At 67.2% G+C, this 18263-nt stretch carries 12 protein-coding genes and 1 pseudogene; 2 read left to right on the forward strand and 11 right to left on the reverse strand.

Annotated features, from left to right (window positions below):
* Positions 1 to 3: 3 nt before the first annotated feature.
* The 3 genes from mreD to DYQ94_RS08290 form a co-directional block, all read right to left on the reverse strand.
* Positions 4 to 489, reverse strand: a complete 486-nt coding sequence (gene mreD / locus DYQ94_RS08280; protein WP_016900812.1) for a rod shape-determining protein MreD — start codon at positions 487 to 489, stop codon at positions 4 to 6.
* The gene (mreC, locus tag DYQ94_RS08285) at positions 486 to 1775 is read right to left on the reverse strand and encodes a rod shape-determining protein MreC (protein ID WP_160955231.1); all 1290 of its coding nucleotides are present in this window, start codon (positions 1773 to 1775) and stop codon (positions 486 to 488) included. The genes mreD and mreC overlap by 4 nt, the downstream gene beginning before the upstream one ends.
* A gap of 172 nt (positions 1776 to 1947) precedes the next feature.
* Positions 1948 to 2994: a rod shape-determining protein gene (locus DYQ94_RS08290; protein ID WP_003482734.1), complete on the reverse strand. Its 1047-nt coding sequence runs from the start codon at positions 2992 to 2994 to the stop codon at positions 1948 to 1950.
* Between the two features lie 276 nt (positions 2995 to 3270).
* Between DYQ94_RS08290 and DYQ94_RS08295 the strand changes: the two genes are divergently transcribed.
* Together DYQ94_RS08295 and DYQ94_RS08300 are read left to right on the forward strand one after the other, a co-directional pair.
* A complete protein-coding gene (locus tag DYQ94_RS08295) occupies positions 3271 to 4203 on the forward strand; it encodes a carbohydrate kinase family protein (protein ID WP_003482735.1) in 933 nt (310 codons plus the stop codon).
* Positions 4204 to 4451: 248 nt separating this feature from the next.
* The gene (locus DYQ94_RS08300) at positions 4452 to 6425 is read left to right on the forward strand and encodes a sigma-54-dependent Fis family transcriptional regulator (protein ID WP_065032118.1); all 1974 of its coding nucleotides are present in this window, start codon (positions 4452 to 4454) and stop codon (positions 6423 to 6425) included.
* Between the two features lie 577 nt (positions 6426 to 7002).
* On the opposite strand, the gene DYQ94_RS08305 is transcribed toward DYQ94_RS08300, so the two are convergent.
* From DYQ94_RS08305 to DYQ94_RS08340, 8 genes and pseudogenes are all read right to left on the reverse strand, one after another.
* Entirely contained in the window at positions 7003 to 9387 is a 2385-nt protein-coding gene (locus tag DYQ94_RS08305) for a TonB-dependent receptor (protein ID WP_126965490.1), read from the reverse strand.
* 10 nt (positions 9388 to 9397) lie between these two features.
* Entirely contained in the window at positions 9398 to 10504 is a 1107-nt protein-coding gene (locus tag DYQ94_RS08310; RefSeq protein ID WP_126965491.1) for an S-(hydroxymethyl)glutathione dehydrogenase/class III alcohol dehydrogenase, read from the reverse strand.
* A gap of 35 nt (positions 10505 to 10539) precedes the next feature.
* Positions 10540 to 11601 carry a beta-propeller fold lactonase family protein gene (locus DYQ94_RS08315; protein ID WP_126965492.1) on the reverse strand — a complete coding sequence of 354 codons (1062 nt, stop codon included), beginning with the start codon at positions 11599 to 11601 and terminating at the stop codon, positions 10540 to 10542.
* Positions 11598 to 12248, reverse strand: coding sequence for a c-type cytochrome (locus DYQ94_RS08320; RefSeq protein ID WP_047126076.1), 651 nt, complete (start codon positions 12246 to 12248; stop codon positions 11598 to 11600). The genes DYQ94_RS08315 and DYQ94_RS08320 overlap by 4 nt, the downstream gene beginning before the upstream one ends.
* A 25-nt stretch (positions 12249 to 12273) precedes the next feature.
* Positions 12274 to 14034: a quinoprotein dehydrogenase-associated putative ABC transporter substrate-binding protein gene (locus DYQ94_RS08325; protein WP_126965493.1), complete on the reverse strand. Its 1761-nt coding sequence runs from the start codon at positions 14032 to 14034 to the stop codon at positions 12274 to 12276.
* Positions 14031 to 16046 carry a methanol/ethanol family PQQ-dependent dehydrogenase gene (locus tag DYQ94_RS08330; RefSeq protein ID WP_326520548.1) on the reverse strand — a complete coding sequence of 672 codons (2016 nt, stop codon included), beginning with the start codon at positions 16044 to 16046 and terminating at the stop codon, positions 14031 to 14033. The genes DYQ94_RS08325 and DYQ94_RS08330 overlap by 4 nt, the downstream gene beginning before the upstream one ends.
* Positions 16047 to 16670: 624 nt before the next feature.
* Positions 16671 to 17293 (reverse strand): annotated as a pseudogene (locus DYQ94_RS08335) (HAD family hydrolase).
* Between the two features lie 144 nt (positions 17294 to 17437).
* A complete protein-coding gene (locus DYQ94_RS08340; RefSeq protein WP_126965494.1) occupies positions 17438 to 18157 on the reverse strand; it encodes a hypothetical protein in 720 nt (239 codons plus the stop codon).
* Positions 18158 to 18263: the final 106 nt, after the last annotated feature.

An 18263-nucleotide genomic window follows, 5' to 3' on the forward strand; every position in this document is an offset into this window, starting at 1 on the left:
GGCTTACTTCTTGCTCCGCTTGCCCAGCCGCACCGCATCCAGCAACACGAACAGCGGCGGCCATAGCGCCATGCCCAGCAGCGGCGCCCACCAGTAGCTCCACGGCAGGGTCGGCTCGCCCACCGCCAGATGCACGGCCGAGGAGACGATGCGGTCGTTGAGCAGCAGCCCGCCGATCGCCAGCGCCTGCTGCGAGACCGGGAAGAAGCGCATCCGCGCGCGGAAGCGCTGCAGGATGAAGGTCATGATCACCAGCCGCAGCGCCTGCTCGCCGAGCAGCCCGCCATACAGCAGGTCGGCCAGCACGCCGGCCACGAAGGCGATGCCCAGCCCGACCCGGTCCGGCTCCTCGATCACCCAGTACGCCAGCACCAGCGCCAGCCAGTACGGACGCAGCGGCTGCACCACCACCGGCAGCGGCAGCAGGCCCAGCACCAGCGCGATGACGATGCTCGCCGGCAGGATCCAGGTGTTGCGCATGCGGGTCATTGGTCCGTCTCCTGCGGAGCCGGACGGGATTGGGGAGTGGGGATTGGGGATTGGCTGGAAGCAGCGCCCTGTGGCGGGGACGAACGGGAATCGGGATTCGGGCCGTTGGATGCGGTCGATGCGGGACGGCGGGCGGGCATGCTGGCCGGGCGGCCGGACGCTGGCGCACTGGACGGCTGCGCGCCGGGCGCGGCAGGTGTCGCTGCGGACTGGGTAGGCGCCGAGGTACCGGTGCCCGATGCCGCGGCGGCCGTCGGGCGCGCGGTATCAGTCGCTGCGTTGGAAACACCGCCCGCAGACGTGCGCGGTGTTGCAGTCACCGGCGCGCCGGCCGCCGCCGCTACGCCGTTGCTGTTGCCGTTGCCGTTGCTGTTGCTGTTGCTGTTGCTGTTGCTGTTACCAATCCCAACTCCCGAATCCCCAATCCCGGCCCCAGGCACCACCCGCAATGGCTTGCCGGCGCGCAGCAGCAGCACATCGCGGCCGCGATCAAGCTTGGCGGCCGGGGTCAGTTCGCCGACCAGGAAGGCGTGGGTGTCGTCCGGGTGCAGTTCGGAGACCTTGCCGACCGGGAAGCCGGCCGGGAAGCGGCCACCGAGGCCGGAGGTGACGATTTCGTCGCCCACCTGCACGCCGGCACTGAGCGGGATGTCGCGCAGTTCCAGCCGGTCGCCGCGGCCGTAGACGATCAGGCGCACGCCGTTGCGCGCCACGCTGACCGGCACCGCGTGGTCGGGGTCGGTCAGCAGCAGCACGGTCGAATGCAGCGGGGTCACTTCGATCACCTGGCCCATCAGCCCGCCGGCATCGATCACCGCCTGGCCCAGCAGCACGCCATCGCGGCTGCCGGCGTCCAACAGCAGGCGCTGCCGGGTCGGGTCCAGGTCGATATCCAGGATCGGCGCCAGCTGCACGTCCAGCCCGCGGCGCTCGGCGACGTTGAGCAGTTCGCGCAGCTGCGCATTGTCCAGCGCAGCGGTCTGCAGCCGGGTCAGGCGCGCATTGGCTACCAGCAACTGATTGCGCAGGGTGCGGGTTTCTTCCACCAGCTGCGCATGGGTGGCGGCGTTGTCGCGCACCTGCGAGCCGATCCGCCCCGGCAACCCGGCCACCGCCCAGATCGGCTGGATCAGCAGGTTGGCCTGCAGACGTACCTGGCTCAGCCAGCCCCCCCGGCTATCGAGCGCGATCAGCACGATCGCCAGCACCAGATAGACCAGCAGCCGCAGCGTGGAGGTGACTTCGCCCGGACGGGAGGCGACGGGAGGACCGGCGTAGGAGGGCACTGTCAGGGCCGGGATTGGAGATTCGGAATTGGGGATTCGGGGAGCGGTTGGCTGCCCCCGATACGGATGCGGCTAAAACGTGAACTCGCGGAACTGCGGAGCAGTCCTACCGGGCCGTGGGCCGGAACCGCTTTTGCGAATCCCGAATGCCGACTCCCCAATCCCGAACGCTTCACTCCGGCGCGAAGAACTCGTTGCCGTGCATGTCCACCAGCTCCAGCGCGCGACCGCCACCGCGGGCCACGCAGGTCAGCGGGTCGTCGGCGACCTGTACGTGCAGGCCGGTTTCTTCGGAGATCAGGCGGTCTAGGTCGCGCAGCAGTGCGCCGCCGCCGGTGAGCACGATGCCGCGCTCGGCCACGTCGGCACACAGTTCCGGCGGGGTCTGTTCCAGCGCCAGCTTGACCGCCGAGACGATGCCCGACAGCGGCTCGTGCAATGCCTCGAGCACTTCGTTGGAGTTGATCTTGATCATCTTCGGCACGCCTTCGGCAAGATTGCGGCCGGAGATTTCCATCTCCTGCACCTCGTCCTGCGGGTAGGCGCAGCCGATCTGCAGCTTGATGCGCTCGGCGGTGGCTTCGCCGATCAGCATGCCGTGGTTGCGGCGCACGTAGTTGGTGATCGACTCGTCGAAGCGGTCGCCGCCCACGCGCACCGACTGCGAGTAGACGATGCCGTTGAGCGAGATGACCGCCACTTCGGTGGTGCCGCCGCCGATGTCGATGACCATCGAACCGCGCGCCTCGGTCACCGGCATGCCGGCACCGATCGCCGCGGCCATGGGTTCCTCGATCAGATACACATCGCGCGCACCGGCTTCTTCCGCCGATTCCTTGATGGCGCGGCGCTCGACCTGGGTGGAACCGGCCGGCACGCACACCAGCACGCGCGGGCTCGGGCGCAGGAAGCGCGACTTGTGCACCTTCTTGATGAAGTGCTTCAGCATTGCCTCGGTGTAGGTGAAGTCGGCGATGACGCCGTCCTTCATCGGGCGGATCGTGGTGATGTGACCCGGGGTGCGGCCGAGCATCTGCTTGGCCTCGGCGCCGACGGCGGCCACCGAGCGCGTGCCGCCGATTGCGCGGTCCTGACGCACCGCCACCACCGAAGGTTCGTTCAGTACGATGCCCTGCCCGCGTACGTATATCAGCGTATTGGCCGTGCCCAGGTCGATGGACAGGTCGTTGGAGAACATGCCGCGGAGTTTCTTGAACATCGAGGGAGTTGTTCCTGGGTAAGTCGCGTGCCCGCCGCCAGACTGGCGAAATTTTGGGCAGAAAACGAAGTCCACTAGCCTAGCAATCCCCCCCGGTGCGGGCAAGGAAAAATCGGCCGTTTCGGCGTCGTTTTCATGTGCCGGTCACGCCGGGCATGGCATGCGGTTGTGGCCCTGATCGGTCGCAGCCGTTACCCTTTGCGCCGCGGCGCGCGCGCCGTCCCGCTGCCATGCCCGGCAACTGGCGGGTATTTCCCAACGCAAAGGCCTGACTCGATGTCCGCACTGATCTGTGGTTCCCTCGCCTACGACACCATCATGGTGTTTCCGGACCAGTTCAAGAACCACATCCTGCCGGACAAGGTGCACATCCTGAATGTGTCGTTCCTGGTCCCGCGCATGCGCCGCGAGTTCGGCGGTTGCGCCGGCAATATCGCCTACAACCTGCATCTGCTCGGCGGCGCGCCGATCCCGATGGGCACCGTGGGCCAGGACTTCGGCCCGTACCGCGAACACTTCGAAACGCTGGGGATCGACCTGTCGCGGGTGAAGATCATCGACGACCTGTTCACCCCGCAGGCCTTCATCACCACCGACCACGACAACAACCAGATCACCGCCTTCCATCCGGGCGCGATGATGCGCAGCTACGAGAACCACGTGAAGGATGTGCCGGGCGTGACCCTGGGCCTGGTCGGCCCGGATGGGCGCGAGGGCATGATCCAGAATGCGGAAGAGTTCGCTGCCGCCGGCATCCCCTTCATCTTCGACCCCGGCCAGGCGATGCCCTTGTTCAACGGCCCGGAACTGCGCCAGTTCATCGAGCAGGCCCAGTACGTGGTGGTCAACGACTACGAATCCAACCTGCTGCAGGAACGCACCGGCTGGGACGAGAAGGACATCGTCTCGCGCGTGCAGGCCTACATCACCACGCAGGGCCCCAAGGGCGCACTGGTGCATACGCCGGAAAAGACCTACGACATCCCGCCGGCGCACGAGCGCCGCGTGGTCGACCCGACCGGCTGCGGTGACGCCTTCCGCGCCGGCCTGATCTACGGCATCCAGGGCGGCTACGACTGGCTGACGATCGGGCGGATGGGCAACCTGATGGGCGCGCTGAAGGTGGAGCACCCGGGCACGCAGAACCAGCGGTTCGACTTTGCCGAGTTCAACGACCAGTTCAAGCAGCAGTTCGGCTACGCGCTCTGACGCGGCACCACCGCTGATCAGCGCTGTGCCCTTCTCCCCTCGGGAGCAGGTGCCCCACAGGGCGGATGAGGGAACGGACGAAGCCCAGTGCAGTGTGAACAGCACGACGCTTCGCACCGCCCCCTCACCGCACCCCCGCTCCCGCAGGAAAGGGGCGCGTCGGCACCGCAATTGCTGCAATGCAGTTTGAGCATCGGCCCGATCTGTGCCTCTACTGACGCTTCGCGCTCACTGAGGAACGCTGGCCCATGTCCGAGCCAAGCGTTGTCGCCGCCACGTCCATCGCCCTGCCGGAGATCGAACCGGATGCGCTCCGGCAGATCCGCCGGTTGCGCGACATCGCGCCGCTTGCCGCACCACTGTCGCGCTCGTGGCGGCGCTGCCTGGACGATTACGCGTTGTTGCCCGAGGCAGCCCCCGAGCCGCTGGTGCACGATGCGCTGCACGTGCGCGAGCGCCAGCAACGTCTGGGCGATGTGCTGCGCATTGCCAAGGTGGAGATGGAAAACCTCTACGAGCAGATCGCCGGCAGCGGCTACGCCGTGATCTTTGCCGATGCCGAGGCGACCGTGCTGCACAGCGTGCACGACCCGACCCTGCTGCGCGAATTCCGCCAGGCCGGTCTGTTCTGCGGCGCCAGCTGGGCCGAGTGTCACCAGGGCACCAACGGCCTGGGCACCTGCGCCGCCGAACGCACCGCAGTCAGCGTGCACCGCGGCGAACATTACCTGACCCGCCATCTGCCGCTGTCGTGCAGCGGCGCGCCGATCCTGGACCCGCATGGCGGGCTGCTGGCGGTGCTGGATGCGTCCACCCCCAACGCGCAGGACGGCAAGCAGATCCAGCGCCACACCGTGGCCCTGGTGAGCATGTCGGCGGCGCAGATCTCGCGCTCGCATTTCCTCAACCAGTTCGGCCATGCCTTCATCCTGCGCTTCCATAGCCGGCCCGAGTTCGCCGGCCTGCTGCACGAGGCACTGATCGCGATCGATACCGATGGCCGCGTGCTGGCAGTCAACGAGGCGGTGCTGGAGCAACTGGGCAAGATCGATCGCAGCCAGCTGGTGGGCCGCAACATCGCGCAGGTGATGCAGCTGGATTTCGACACCCTCGAGCATCGCGCCGGCAGCGATGCCGGCACCTTGTGGTCGATCCGCTGCGCCTGCCATGGGCGGCGGTTCTACGCACTGGTGCGCCCGCCGCGCGCGCGCGCTGCGCTGCCGGCGGTGGGTGGGCCGGCGCAGCTGGCACCGGATACCGAGCTGCAACCCGGTGAGCATGTCGGCTCGGATTCGCGCATGCGCCACAACCTGGCCAATGCCTTGAAGCTGGCTGCGCATCGGGTGTCGATTCTGCTGTGCGGCGACACCGGCACCGGCAAGGAGGAATTCGCCAAGGCGGTGCACCGCGGCTCGCCGTGGGCTGGCGGCGCGTTCGTGGCGATCAACTGCGCGGCAATTCCCGAGGCATTGATCGAGAGCGAATTGTTTGGGTATGCGCGCGGCGCGTTCACCGATGCCGCGCGCGAAGGCCGCCATGGCAAATTGCTGCAGGCCAGCGGAGGCACCCTGTTTCTGGATGAAATCGGCGACATGCCGCTGCCCTTGCAGAGCCGCCTGCTACGCGTGCTGGAAGAACAATGCGTCACCCCGCTGGGCAGCGAACGCGCAGTGCCGCTGGAGCTGCACGTGATCAGCGCCAGCCATCGCGATCTGGCGCAGCGGGTGGCGGCCGGCGAGTTTCGCGAGGATTTGTATTACCGGCTCAATGGCGTGGTGCTGCACCTGCCACCGCTGCGCGAGCGCAGCGACAAGGCCGAGCTGATTCGCACGCTGCTGCGCGAGGAAACCAGCGAGCACAGCGTGCGCATCAGCGAGGAAGCGATGCACAAGCTGCTGAGCTACGCATGGCCGGGCAACCTGCGCCAGTTGCGTAATGTGCTGCGCACGGCGGCGGTATTGTGCAGCGACGGAGTGATCCGCCTGCCGAATCTGCCGCAGGAAATCGTCGATGCCGGCAGCGCACCGTGCCTGGTCGATGGCGGCGCGGTGGCCGCCGACGACATGCCCGGCCGCGTCGCACTCGACCAGGCCGAACGCCTGGTGCTGCAGCAACAACTCGAACGCCACCGCTGGAATGTCAGCCGCACCGCCGATGCCCTGGGCATCAGTCGCAACACGCTGTATCGCAAGCTGCGCAAGCATGGCCTGGATACCGGGTGATTGGAGGGCGGGGATTTGGGATTCGGAATTGGGGATTCGTTAGAGCCAAGGCGGGGTCTTGGCGCTGGTATTTGGAGCGATTTATCAAGAGCACTTCTTGACCATCAGGTGGGTGCCGCTGTTGTTTGGTGCGGCATGCACCACGTGTCGATGCCGCGATTGTGGAGCGGATGATTTGGGGCTTGGCTGCGAGATTGGTTGCAGGGCCCTTGCCCGCCCACCATCGCAGGACACGCCGCAAGTACGTCCTTGTACGCTCTTACGCGGCATCCATGCCGCGTAAGGTCCCGCGACGGTGGGCGGGCAAGGGCCAGTCAAGATGGTCGGTGTGCATGGTTTTAAACAAGGCAACCAATCAACTGTCTGGTGCGGTGTCCTCACCGCTTGCGGGACCGTGTGGCGGCATGGATGCCGCCACCGAGCCCCCAGGGATGGGTTTACGGCGTGTCCCGCGAGCGGTGAGGACACCGCACCCTCGACTAGCGCAGCTCGGCACCATCCAGATAACGCTGCGGGCGACTGGCGATTGCACTTTGCGCCTTGCGAATCCCTAATCTCCAATCCCGAATCCCCAGCCTCATAACGCCCAACGCAACCCGATCAGATACTGCCGCGGCACACCCGGCGCGAGGAACCTTGCCGGGCCGGTTTCCACCGGCGCATCCTGCGGACGCGCGAGTTCGCCATCGGGGAACACGTCTTCGGCCACGGCCGCGTAGGTCGCGTAGCGGCGGTTGAAGACGTTGTCGATGCGGGCGAACAGCGACAGCCGCGCGCCCAGTTGCCAACGCGCCTGCAGATCCACCAGCGCGTAGCCGGCGGTGCCGATGTCGATGCGCTCGGGTGCGGGCTCGTCGTCGTCGGCATTGTCGACCTGGCCATCCTCGTTGCCGCTGGCCACGCGCCCGGACACCGCACGCACCCCGGCGCCCAGGGTCAGCGCATCGTGCTGCCATTCCACGCCGAGCTTGAGGTTGTGGCGCGGCAATGCGGCGATGCGCAGGCCTGGACGCAAGGCGATCACGCGCTCGCCGGACAGCAGCTCGCCATTGCTGCGGTAGGTCGCATCCAGGAAGCTGTAGCCGGCCGACCATTGCCAGTCGCCGCTGCGCAGACGCAGCGCCAGATCCGCGCCCTGGTAGCGGGTGCGGCCGACGTTGTCGAAGTAACCCAGCTGGGTGTCCGGTGCACGCAGGAACAAAATGTCGTCGCGATTGTCGGCGCGGTACACCGACAGGCTGGCGTTGCTGTTGGCCGACGGCGCCCAGCGCGCGCCGAGCTCGTACGTGCGGGAGACGATCTGCTCCAGGCGCGGGTCGGCCTGCAGGCCGGTCGGCAACCGACACGGCTGGGTGGGATCGGCGCAACCCAGTTCGATCGCGGTCGGTGCGCGGCTGTTTTGCGCGACCGAGCCGTACAACGTCAGCCCCGAATCGAGCCGATGGGTCAGACCCAGGGACGGATTGGCCTTGGCATAGACGAAGCGCTCGCGTGGGCGGTCGCCGTCGTCGGCGGTGGAAAGGATGTTGTCCACCACCACGCGATTCCAGCGCACTGCGGCACTGAGATGGGTGGCAGCGTCCAGCGCCCAGGTGTCGGCGACGAACACGCCCAGCGTCTTGGTGCTGCCGCGCACGCCGGAAAAGAACGCGCGCTCGGCATCCGGATCGGCAGCGACCGAGCGGTCCGGTTGCACCCAGCCGTCGCGGGCGAATTGCTGATAGCGCACGTGACCACGATCGAAGGTGACGCCGGTGCTGAGCGCATGCGCACCCCACTGACTGCTCAGGTTGACTGCCAGACCTTGCGCCTCCTGGCGCATCTGGGTGGTGTTGAGCGCGCCGGTGGGCAATGCATCGGCATCGGCGCGCGCGACATCGCAATCGGCATCCAGCGCGCTGCCGTCGGCGGCGTAGCCGGAGGCGCATTCTTCGACGAATTCTTCGTAGTCCTCGCCGATATCGCCATTGACGGTGTCGCGGCGGCCCACGCGCGCGTAGGCCAGTGCATGCAATGCGGTGTCCGCATCAAAGCGATGGTCCAGTTGCGCGGTGAACAGCGTATTGCGATTGCGGGTGAGATCGGGCGAGGTGTACACCGCGCGGCGGTCGGCGCGATACAGGCCGGGCTCGGGGCCATCGTCGGTGTAGCGCGTATCCGGCAGCAGGCCATTGCCGATCAGGCGGCTGCGCCCGTGCAGCACCGACAGGCTCCAGTCGGTCTGCTCGCCCTGCTTGCCGACCTTGCCGAACACGGTGCCCAGGCGGCCCTCGGAGGCATCGCGCCAGCCGTTCTCGTCGAAACCGGTCACCGCGACGAAGCCATGCCAGCCGTCCTGGCTGGCGAGACCGTAACTGGCATCCAGGCGCTTGCGCGCACCGCTGCCGATGCTCAGCTCGCCCTGCACTCCTGGTGAGGTGAGGCCTGATGCGGTAGACAACACCACCGCGCCACCGAGCGTGTTCGGCCCGAACAAGGGATTGGAGCCGGGCATCAGGGTCACTGCATTGATTGCCGACTCGGGCAGCATGTCCCAGCTGACGATGTCGGCGAATGGTTCGTTGAAACGCACGCCGTCCAGATACACCGACACGCCTTGCGAGGCGCCGGGCAAGGCGGAGGCGCGAAACCCGTGGAAGGTGAGGTCGTTCTGGAACGCGCTGCCCTGCACATCGTTGCCATCCACGCCGACGAAGCGCCGCTGCAACAGATCGCCGAGGTTGTTGCTGCGCGCGCGCGACAGCTCGCTGTTGGTGGCCGATTGCACCATGTACGGCAGTTGCGCCGCATCGATGGTGGTGCCGGGGATCGGCGTGGCGGTGACCTCGATGCGGTCCAGCCAGGTCACCTGCGGCGCATCGGCCGCCACTGCCAGCGCGCTGCTTGCGAGCAAGGCGCTGGCGCAGGCGCCTGCCAGTGCGTGATGGTGCAACCTTGCCGTGCTGCGTGTGCCTGCTGCCATCTGCGTCTCCTCAATAGAGCACGATCGATTTGATGCCGCGCGCCGCACGCAAGTCCGCCAGCGCCTGATTGATGTCGTCCAGCGCCAGCGTGCGGGTGATCAACGGCGCAAGCCGGATGTCGCCGCGCAGATAGCGCGCGACATAGCCGGGCAATTCGCTGCGCCCTTTCACTCCACCGAAGGCGCTGCCGCGCCACACCCGCCCGGTCACCAATTGAAACGGGCGCGTGCTGATTTCCTGCGCGTCGTCGGCCACGCCGAGGATGACGCTCTCGCCCCAGCCCTTGTGGCAGCACTCCAGCGCCGCGCGCATCGCGCCGACATCGCCCACGCATTCGAAGCTGTGGTCGGCGCCGCCATCGGTGAGGTCCACGATCACCTGCTGGATCGGTGCGCCGTAGTCGCGCGGATCCAGGCAATCGGTGGCGCCCAACGCGCGCGCCAGCGCGAACTTGGCCGGGTCGATATCCACCGCGATGATGCGCCCGGCCTGCGCCAGTACCGCGCCCTGCACCACCGACAAGCCGATGCCGCCCAGGCCGAACACCGCCACGCAGTCGCCGGGCCGCACATGCGTGCTGTTGAGCACCGCACCGACGCCGGTGGTGACCGTGCAGCCGAGCAGGCAGACCTGATCCAGCGCTGCCTCCGGCTGGATCCGCGCGACCGCGATCTCCGGCACCACGGTGTATTCGGAAAACGTGCTGATGCCCATGTGGTGCAGGATCGGCCGGCCGTGCAACGAGAACCGGCTGCTGCCATCGGGCATCAGCCCGCGCTCCTGGCTGCTGCGGATCGCCTGGCACAGGTTGGTGCGGCCGGAGCGGCAGAACTTGCACACGCCGCATTCGGGCATGTACAGCGGGATGACGTGATCGCCGGGCTGCACGCTGGTGACGCCGATACCGACCGCCTCGACGATGCCCGCGCCTTCCTGACCCAGGATCACCGGGAAGCTGCCCGCCTGCGCATGCGCCAATGCATGCGCATCGCCATGGCAGATCCCGGTGGCGACCAGGCGCACCAGCACCTCGCCGGGCCGCGGCGGCTGCAGGTCCACCTCTTCGATGGTCAGCGGCTGGTGCGGACCCCATGCCACCGCAGCGCGTGTCTTCATCCGGCCTCCCTGGCGCGCTGCGGCATGCCCGCCGCTCAGCGCGCGATGACCACGCCCCACGGCAGTTCGCCGACGGGGATCTGTTTGATCTCGCGCAATGCGACGGTGTCGATCACGCTGACCGTGTTCGAGCGCCCGTTGGCGACATACAGCTTGTCGCCGGCCGGGGTCAGTGCCGGATTCCACGGCCGCAGCCCCACCGCAATCTCGGCGAGACTGCGCGCAGTGTTGGTATCGATCACGCTGAGCGTGCCGGCACCGCCGTTGGACGCATACAGCCGCGTGCCGTCGGCAGACAACGCCACGCCGGCCGTGCGCACGCCGGCCGGCAGGCTGGCGCGGCGTCGACGCGTCTGCAGGTCGATCACGTCGACCACGTTGGCGGTCTCCTGCGCGATGTAGACGCTGTACCCGTCGGGTGCAAACGCCATACCGCGCGGATGGCCGCTGGTGGCGACCACGCCGCGCGAGCGACCGGTGGCCAGCTCGATCATGTCCATGTCGTTGGAGCCCTCGTTGCTGGTGAGCAGCCACTGCCCGTCCGGCGTGTAGGCGCAGTGCTCGGGTGCCTGCCCGCGCGTGGCGATCACCTGTTGCACGCTGAACTGCGCCGCATCGATCAACATCACCTGGTTCTGGCCTTCCACACACACCGCAAACTGCTTGCCGTCCGGCGACAGCGCAATGCCTTCGGCGTTCTCGCCGATCTCCACGCTGCGCAGCACCGCGTCGTTGTCGGTATCGAGTTCGATCAGGCGGTGATGCTCGGCATCGATCAGGTACAGATGCCCCTGCGGGCCCGGCAATACCTGCTGCAGACGCTTGCCCAGTTGCCCCCGCGCACTGAGCGTACGCACCACCGTGTCGGTGTGCGTATCGATCACCGACACCGTGCCGCTGCGCTGGTTGGGCACATAGGCAAATACCGGCCGCGTTGCGGGCACCGGCGCCGCGGCCTTCGTTGCGGGCATCGCTGCCGCCGGCGCCGCGTTGGACGCCGGCAGCTCCGCATCGCGACGGCAACCGGCCAAGACCAGCAGCGCGCCCAGCGCAGTTGCTGCAAGGATGCACTGCCAACCGGCCGGCGCTGGCCTCATTGCGCCTTGCCCGCGGTCTTGTTGATCGAATGGATGAAGGCAAGCAGTTTTTCGGTGTCGCCCGGCTTGAGCACCGGCGCGAACGGCGGCATCTGCCCGACCACCTTTTCATGCCCGACCCGCGTCTTGCCGTGGGTGATCATCGCGGCGGTGCCTTCGCTGATCAGCGTACGCAAGGTGTCGTCGTCGCTGCCATACACCCAGATGTCGTTGGTCAACGGCGGGCACATGCCGCCGCCACCGGTGCCGCCATGGCAGGCATTGCAGCCGGCGGAGAAATAGATCTTCTTGCCCTCGGCGATCAGCTCGGGCGTGACCTTGACCTCCGGCCCCTTCGGGATCGGCACCACGGTGGCCGGCGCTGCGGGCGGCGTGGCCGGATCCGGCGCAGGCCCGGCGGCCGGATTGGGCACCGCGGCGCTCGCCGCCGCAGGTGCAGCAGTACCGGTGGCCGGCGCCGGCGGGCTGGCAGCCGGTGCGGTGGCCGCCTCAGGCGCGGGCGCGGGCGGCGGTGCGTCCTTGCCGCAGGCCGCCAGCACGACGCTGAGCATCACCGCGCACAGCGGTGCGCGCATGGAACGATCGAAACAACCCACGGTGGACTTGCGCATGAACGAACCTTTCTGATCGGAGGGAGCACCGCGCACCCCGTGCGCGCGGCGGGTGACACGGTCATTGCCGGGAGGGGCGCCTGGCCTCGGTAAGCAGCGTGGCCAGCGCGTTATCGCCGCGTGCCTGCGCTAATGCAGCGGCGGTCTTGCCGTCGCGATTGCGTGCGGCAGGGTCGGCGCCGGCCGCCAGCAGGCGCTTGGCCACCGCGTCGCGCCCGGCCGCGGCCGCCAGCATCAATGCGGTGACGCCAGCCTGGTTGGCGTGGCCGACGTCGGCACCGCCGGCCAGCACCGCATCGAGCATCGCCGGGTCGTCGCGCGCCACCGCGAACATCACCGGCGTGAAACCGGTGGCATTGGCACGCCGTACATCCGCGCCCGCCTTGAGCAAGGCCTGCACCACGCCGACATCGGCGTAGGACACCGCCAGGTCCAGCGCGCTCCAGCCATCGCTGGAGACGGTGTCCACCGGCGCGCGCTTGCCGAGCAACCTGGTCACGCTGCCGGCATCGTTGGCCCAGGCTGCCTTCATCAAGGCGGTCCAGCCGCTGCCATCGCGCGCATCCAGGCGTGCGCCGGCATCGAGCAGCAGTCCGACCAGATCCGGTTCCTGGTTGCGGATGGCCTGATGCAACGGCGGCTCGCCGAGCAGGTTGGGACGGTTGGCATCGGCGCCATGCCGCAACAGCCACGCCGCACGCACCGCGTCGCCTGCATCCAGCGCATGCGCCAGTTCCTGGTTCGGGTCGGCACCGTCGGCGATGCGCAGTTGCAGCTGCGCCAGCTCCTGCGAGGACGCAGCCGGGCTTGGCGCCTTGGACACCGGCATCGGCGTGGCATACGGCCCGTGCGCGGCCAGATCGCCGGCTACCACGCAGTCGCCACAGCGCACCAGCGGCACGTGATAGCTGCGCAGGATCTCGGCGATCTTTGCTGAACTCTGTTGCATGGCCGTGTTCAAGGCATCGCGCAGGTCCGCGTTCTTGCGCGACACCGCCCATGCCATCGAATACTCCAGCACCGCATCGTCGATGGTATTGAGCGGCACCACGCCCAGGCCGCTGCGCTGCGCGTAATAACCGGCCACCGGGCCCCAGGATTCGGCCGCATCCAGTTCATTGGCGGCGACGCGTTCGACCAGCTTGCCGGGATGTTCTTCCGGCGCCGTGGCCGAGTCGTAGAACAGGTATTGCACCTGGCCGCTGATGCCGTGCTCGTACAGGGCCTGGCGTGCGGGCGAGCTCTGGAACACGCCCAGCCGCAGTGTTTTCAGCGCCGGATCGTCCAGCGACGTCGGCACCAGATCCAGGCCCTTGCGCGTCACCAGCACATAGGCCGAGCGATACAGCGGGCGTGTGGTCAGGCCCTGCTCGAAATCGCTGTTGAGGTCCATCAACACATCGCAGCGGCCGGCAGTGATCGTGCTGCGTGCCAGCCCGCGTTGGTAATAGGTGCGCCACTCGTATTCCAGGCGCCGGCCCATGGCCTCGGCCACGACCTGCGCAATCTTGTTCTGAAAGCCTTCGCCGGCCTTGTTGGACAGCGGCATGTTGCCCGGGTCGGCGCAGACCCGCAGCACGTGCGGATCGGGCGTTGGCGGTGGAGCACTGGCCGTGGCCGGTGCCGCAGTGGAGGCCGCCGTCGCGGGCGCCGCATCGGAAGCAGAAGCGCGAGCCGTCGGTGAGGACGGCTCGCGGGTGCAGCCTGCGGCGACGAGTCCGAGGCTGCAAAGCACCAGCAGCCGACACAGCTGCCGGTGCATGCCACGCGCACCGGCAGCGAACTGCCAGTGCGCGCGTCCAACGCCTTGCGTGGAACTCATCGTGCGGTCTTCGCTGCGGTGTTGGCGGTGCCGCCTGCAGCCGCCGTGGCGGTGGCACTGGCGGTCACGGTCTTGCCGGCACCATCGATCCGGAAGCTGTGCACCATGCCGCCGAGCGGGATCTTGTCGAAGCCGGCACCAAATGCCAGACCGGCTGCGCCCAGCGCGCCATACGGATCGGACGGATCCAGACCTGCGGCCACCGGCAGACCGATCCAGCCACCGATGCCGGAGAACACCGCCACGTACTGGTGCCCATTGGCCTTGTAGGCGATCGGGTTGCCGATGATGCCGGAGGGCAGTTTCATCTCCCACAGCTTCTTGCCGGTGTCCTTGTCCACCGCACGGAACCAGCCATCCAGCGTGCCGTAGAACACCAGCCCGCCGTCGGTGACCAGGGTGCCGCTCCACACCGGGAACTTCTCCTTGATCTCCCACTTGGACTTGCCTTCCACCACGTCGAAGGCCTTGACGATGCCCAGTGCACCCGGCTCGTTGGGCTTCATCATCACGTTGGCGAACACGTAGGGCAGGCCCATCATGGTGTTGCCGCGTTCCTGCGGTTCCAGCTCCATATGCCAGTTGTTGGTGCCGCAGAAGAACACCGCCGCATTGGCCGGATCCACCGAGCACGGCTGCTGGTCCTTGCCGCCCATCGCCGACGGGAAGGCCTGCACCTTCTTGCCGCGTTCAAGCGGCGAATGCGCGGCCACCTTGACCGGGCGGCCGGTCTTCATGTCGATGCGTTCGGCCCAGTTGGCCGGCACGAACTTGTGTGCGCGTAGCAAGGTGCCGTCGCGGCGATCGAGCACGTAGGCAAAGCCGTTGCGGTCGAACTGCACCACCGATGGCACCTGCTTGCCGTCGATGCTCAGATCGACCAGGATCGGCTCGTTGATGCCGTCGTAGTCCCACTGGTCGAACGGCGTCTTCTGGTAGCCCCACACCGCTTCGCCGGTATCGATCTTGCGCGCGAACAGGGTCATCGACCACTTGTTGTCATGCTCGCCGTTGTTGCATTCCTCCTGCGAGGTCTTGCCGCAGCGATACGACGGGCTCCACAGGCCGGGATTGCCGGTGCCGTAATACAGAAGCTTCAACTTCGGGTCGTAGCTGTACCAGCCCCAGGCCGCACCACCGCCACGCTTCCATTCGTCGTTGGGAAAGGTCTTGACGCCCAGATCGCCGAGCTGGCCATGCTGCGGGTTGGCCTTGTTGAAATCCGCACCCAGGCAGATCGATTTGTCGGTACCGGCCGCATCGCAAGACCAGGCCTGCTTGCCATCGGCCAGGTTGTAGGCAGCGACACGCCCAAGCACGCCGAACTCGTTGCCGCTGATACCGGCCACCACTTTGCCGTCGGCGATGATCGGCGCCATGGTGATGGTTTCGCCCTTGTCCGGGTGCGCGAGTTTCTGCTTCCACACTTCCTTGCCGGTCTTGGCATCGAGTGCGATCACATCGCCGCTCAGGCTGCCGAACACCAGCTTGCCATCGGCATAGGAGGCGCCGCGGTTGACCGTATCGCAGCACGCCACCGCCACCGAGCGTTCGTCCTGCTGCGGGGTGTACTTCCACAACACCTTGCCGCCGTCGTCCTGCGCTGCCAGGTCGATGGCGAATACGTTGTTCGGATACGCGCTGACCATGTACATGACGCTGCCGATCACCAGCGGCTGACCTTCGTGGCCGCGCGTGGCATCGGTCTTCATTTCCCACGACATCTTCAGGTTCTTGACGTTGTCGCGATTGATCTCGGCCAGCGGGCTGTGCCGGGTCAGCGCGAAGTCGCGCCCGATGCCGCCCCAGTTATCCGGGTTGCTGGCATTGGTGGTGAACTCGCTGTCGGTATCGACCACGGTGGCGGCGGCCGGCGCGGCTGCGGGAGTGGCGGCCGGTGCAGGCGTTGTCGTTTCCGTGGCGGCGTCTTTCTTGCAGCCGGCCAACGCGGCGCTCAGCGCAAGCATGAGCAGCACACTGCTGCGCAGGCTGCGACAGGAAGATTGGTGCATATGCGTCTACCCCTCTCGATTGAACAACCAGTCGGTTGAAACATCCCGCAGCGCAGGCGTTGCACCCGCCAGTTGCACCGCGGACGTCGGAAACGTCGAGAGGGAAAGAGCAAACGCCATGCCAGCGCACTGGTGCGACGCACCATGTTGGAGCAGCAAGGTTTGATGTGATGGCAGTCGCTTGCGCAAGGCGCACTGTCACGGTTCTGGCACAGTTTGCGCCGGGCGTGCTGTGACATGGATGGTGCAGCGGGGGTGGGACTGCCTGTCGGTCAGTGCTGCGCACCTTGCACGCTTGAGGCGACATAGCTTGCTGTGGCTTGCGCAAGGCAACACCTCACCGAAGGCCAGCTACGTCGTCGAACGGGTGCTGCCGCCTTCCCTTCTCCCATCGGGAGAAGGTGCCCGAAGGGCGGATGAGGGTACGGCATAGGCCAGTTGCATGATGTCTGGCAGTGCTGATGACGCGTTGCAAGACTCAGCAGCGTCCGCGCCCTTTCGAGCGCATGTCACTCTTCCAATGCGATGACGGTGTCCTGATCGCCATCGTCATCCAGAGACACGCGGCCAGCCACGCATCGCACTCCATGCTTCGCGCGCCTGGCCTACTCGCCAAAGCTCACGCTAGCGGTTCCACTGCGCCAGCAACTGCGTGCAATCCTGCAACCGCCAGTCGGCAAGGCCGGGCCATGGATCGCCGGGCGTGTTGACCAGCACGGTGCAGGCACCGACTGCACGGCCGCAGGCCAGGTCGTTTTGGTGATCGCCGACCATGACCAGTGCTGTGCCCTCCACCGCCCAGCGTTGCGCAAAATACTGCAGGCCATCGGGTGCGGGTTTGGGGGCGGCCTCATCGCGGCCGACGATGTCGTCCCAGGCAATGCATCGTGCAGGCCGATCGCCTGCAATGTCACCTGCGCCAATGCGCGCGCATTGCGGGTGAGCATGCCGAGCCGGCATCCGGCTGCCTGCAACGCACGCACCAGGGCCACTGCACCGGGCGCAGGCTGTGCGGCGTGCGCGAGTTCACGCTCGTGCGCGAGCAACCAGGCGTGTTTGGCTGCGGCCTGCTCGGCCGGCAGCGATGCCAGGTGGTGCAGGATGTCCGCCTCGGGCGGGATCTCCAACGCGCGTCGGATCAACGCGAAATCGTGCACCGCTTCGGTCAGCGTGCCGTCCATGTCGAACACCCAATGGCGGTAGCCGGACAACGCGGGAGAGATCTGTGTGATGGCCATGGCATCCATACGTGCGAAGACTCCAAAGATGGTTGACGCAACATCGCAAGCCGTCAGGGGAACGCACACCGCGCGCACGCACCCGAATGCACCAGCTCCTATGCCGATGCCGTGCACCGGCTGCGCAGCTGGTGCCGTGCAAGGGCGGTGCGCCTACTTCCAGCCCGGCATCTGGGTGGTGTCCAGGCCACCCACTTCGAACTCTGCCGTGCGCGTGCCGCCGGCTTTCACCGGGAACGCGATGCTGATGCGCTTGGCATTGCGCACCAGCTTCCACAGCGCCTTGTCGTCGTCGATGAACATCGCGATCGCTTCATCGGTGTCGGGGCGGTGCGCGGCCATCGGGCGTGCTGCGCCATCATCGGCCGAGATCTGCACCTTGCAGCCGCCATAGCAGTTGAAGTCGCCGGCCTTGAGCACCAGATAGCTGTGGCGTTTCCATTGCGGGTGATCGCGGAACACCAGGCTCACCGGCTTGGGGCCGCTGCCGTCGACATCCACGCGGCTCTTGGCATCGATCATCGCCGAGCGCTGCGTGCCGCCCTTGGCCGGCACCTGCGAGTACTGCCACAACGCCTGCATGCGGCGCAGTTCGCGCGCCTGGTCGCCCTTGGCCTTGATGTCGGCATAGCCAGGTTCGATGCGTGTGGCCGCCGCGGTCCCGGCGTAGCCTTCCAGCAGTGCGGCGCCATGCGCGCGTGCCATGTCCCAGTTACCGGCCTTCACCGCCTCGTCGTATTGCTTGGCGAGTGCATCGGCCTGCTGTTGCTTGGCCTGCGCCTGCGCGCTTGCCTGCGCCTGACGCTGCGCCTCGCGGTCGGTACAGCCACTCACTGCAGCGACGCACAAGGCCGCGCTCAGCAGATACTTCATCGTCGACTCCGGAAGGCATGAAAGGCAGCGGCAACGATACCAGCCTGCCCACGATAGCCGCGATCAAACGGCCACACAGCGTAGGAGCGCACCCGGGCGCGATGGA

The organism is Xanthomonas sp. LMG 8993 (assembly GCF_009835065.2).
GTDB lineage: Bacteria > Pseudomonadota > Gammaproteobacteria > Xanthomonadales > Xanthomonadaceae > Xanthomonas > Xanthomonas arboricola.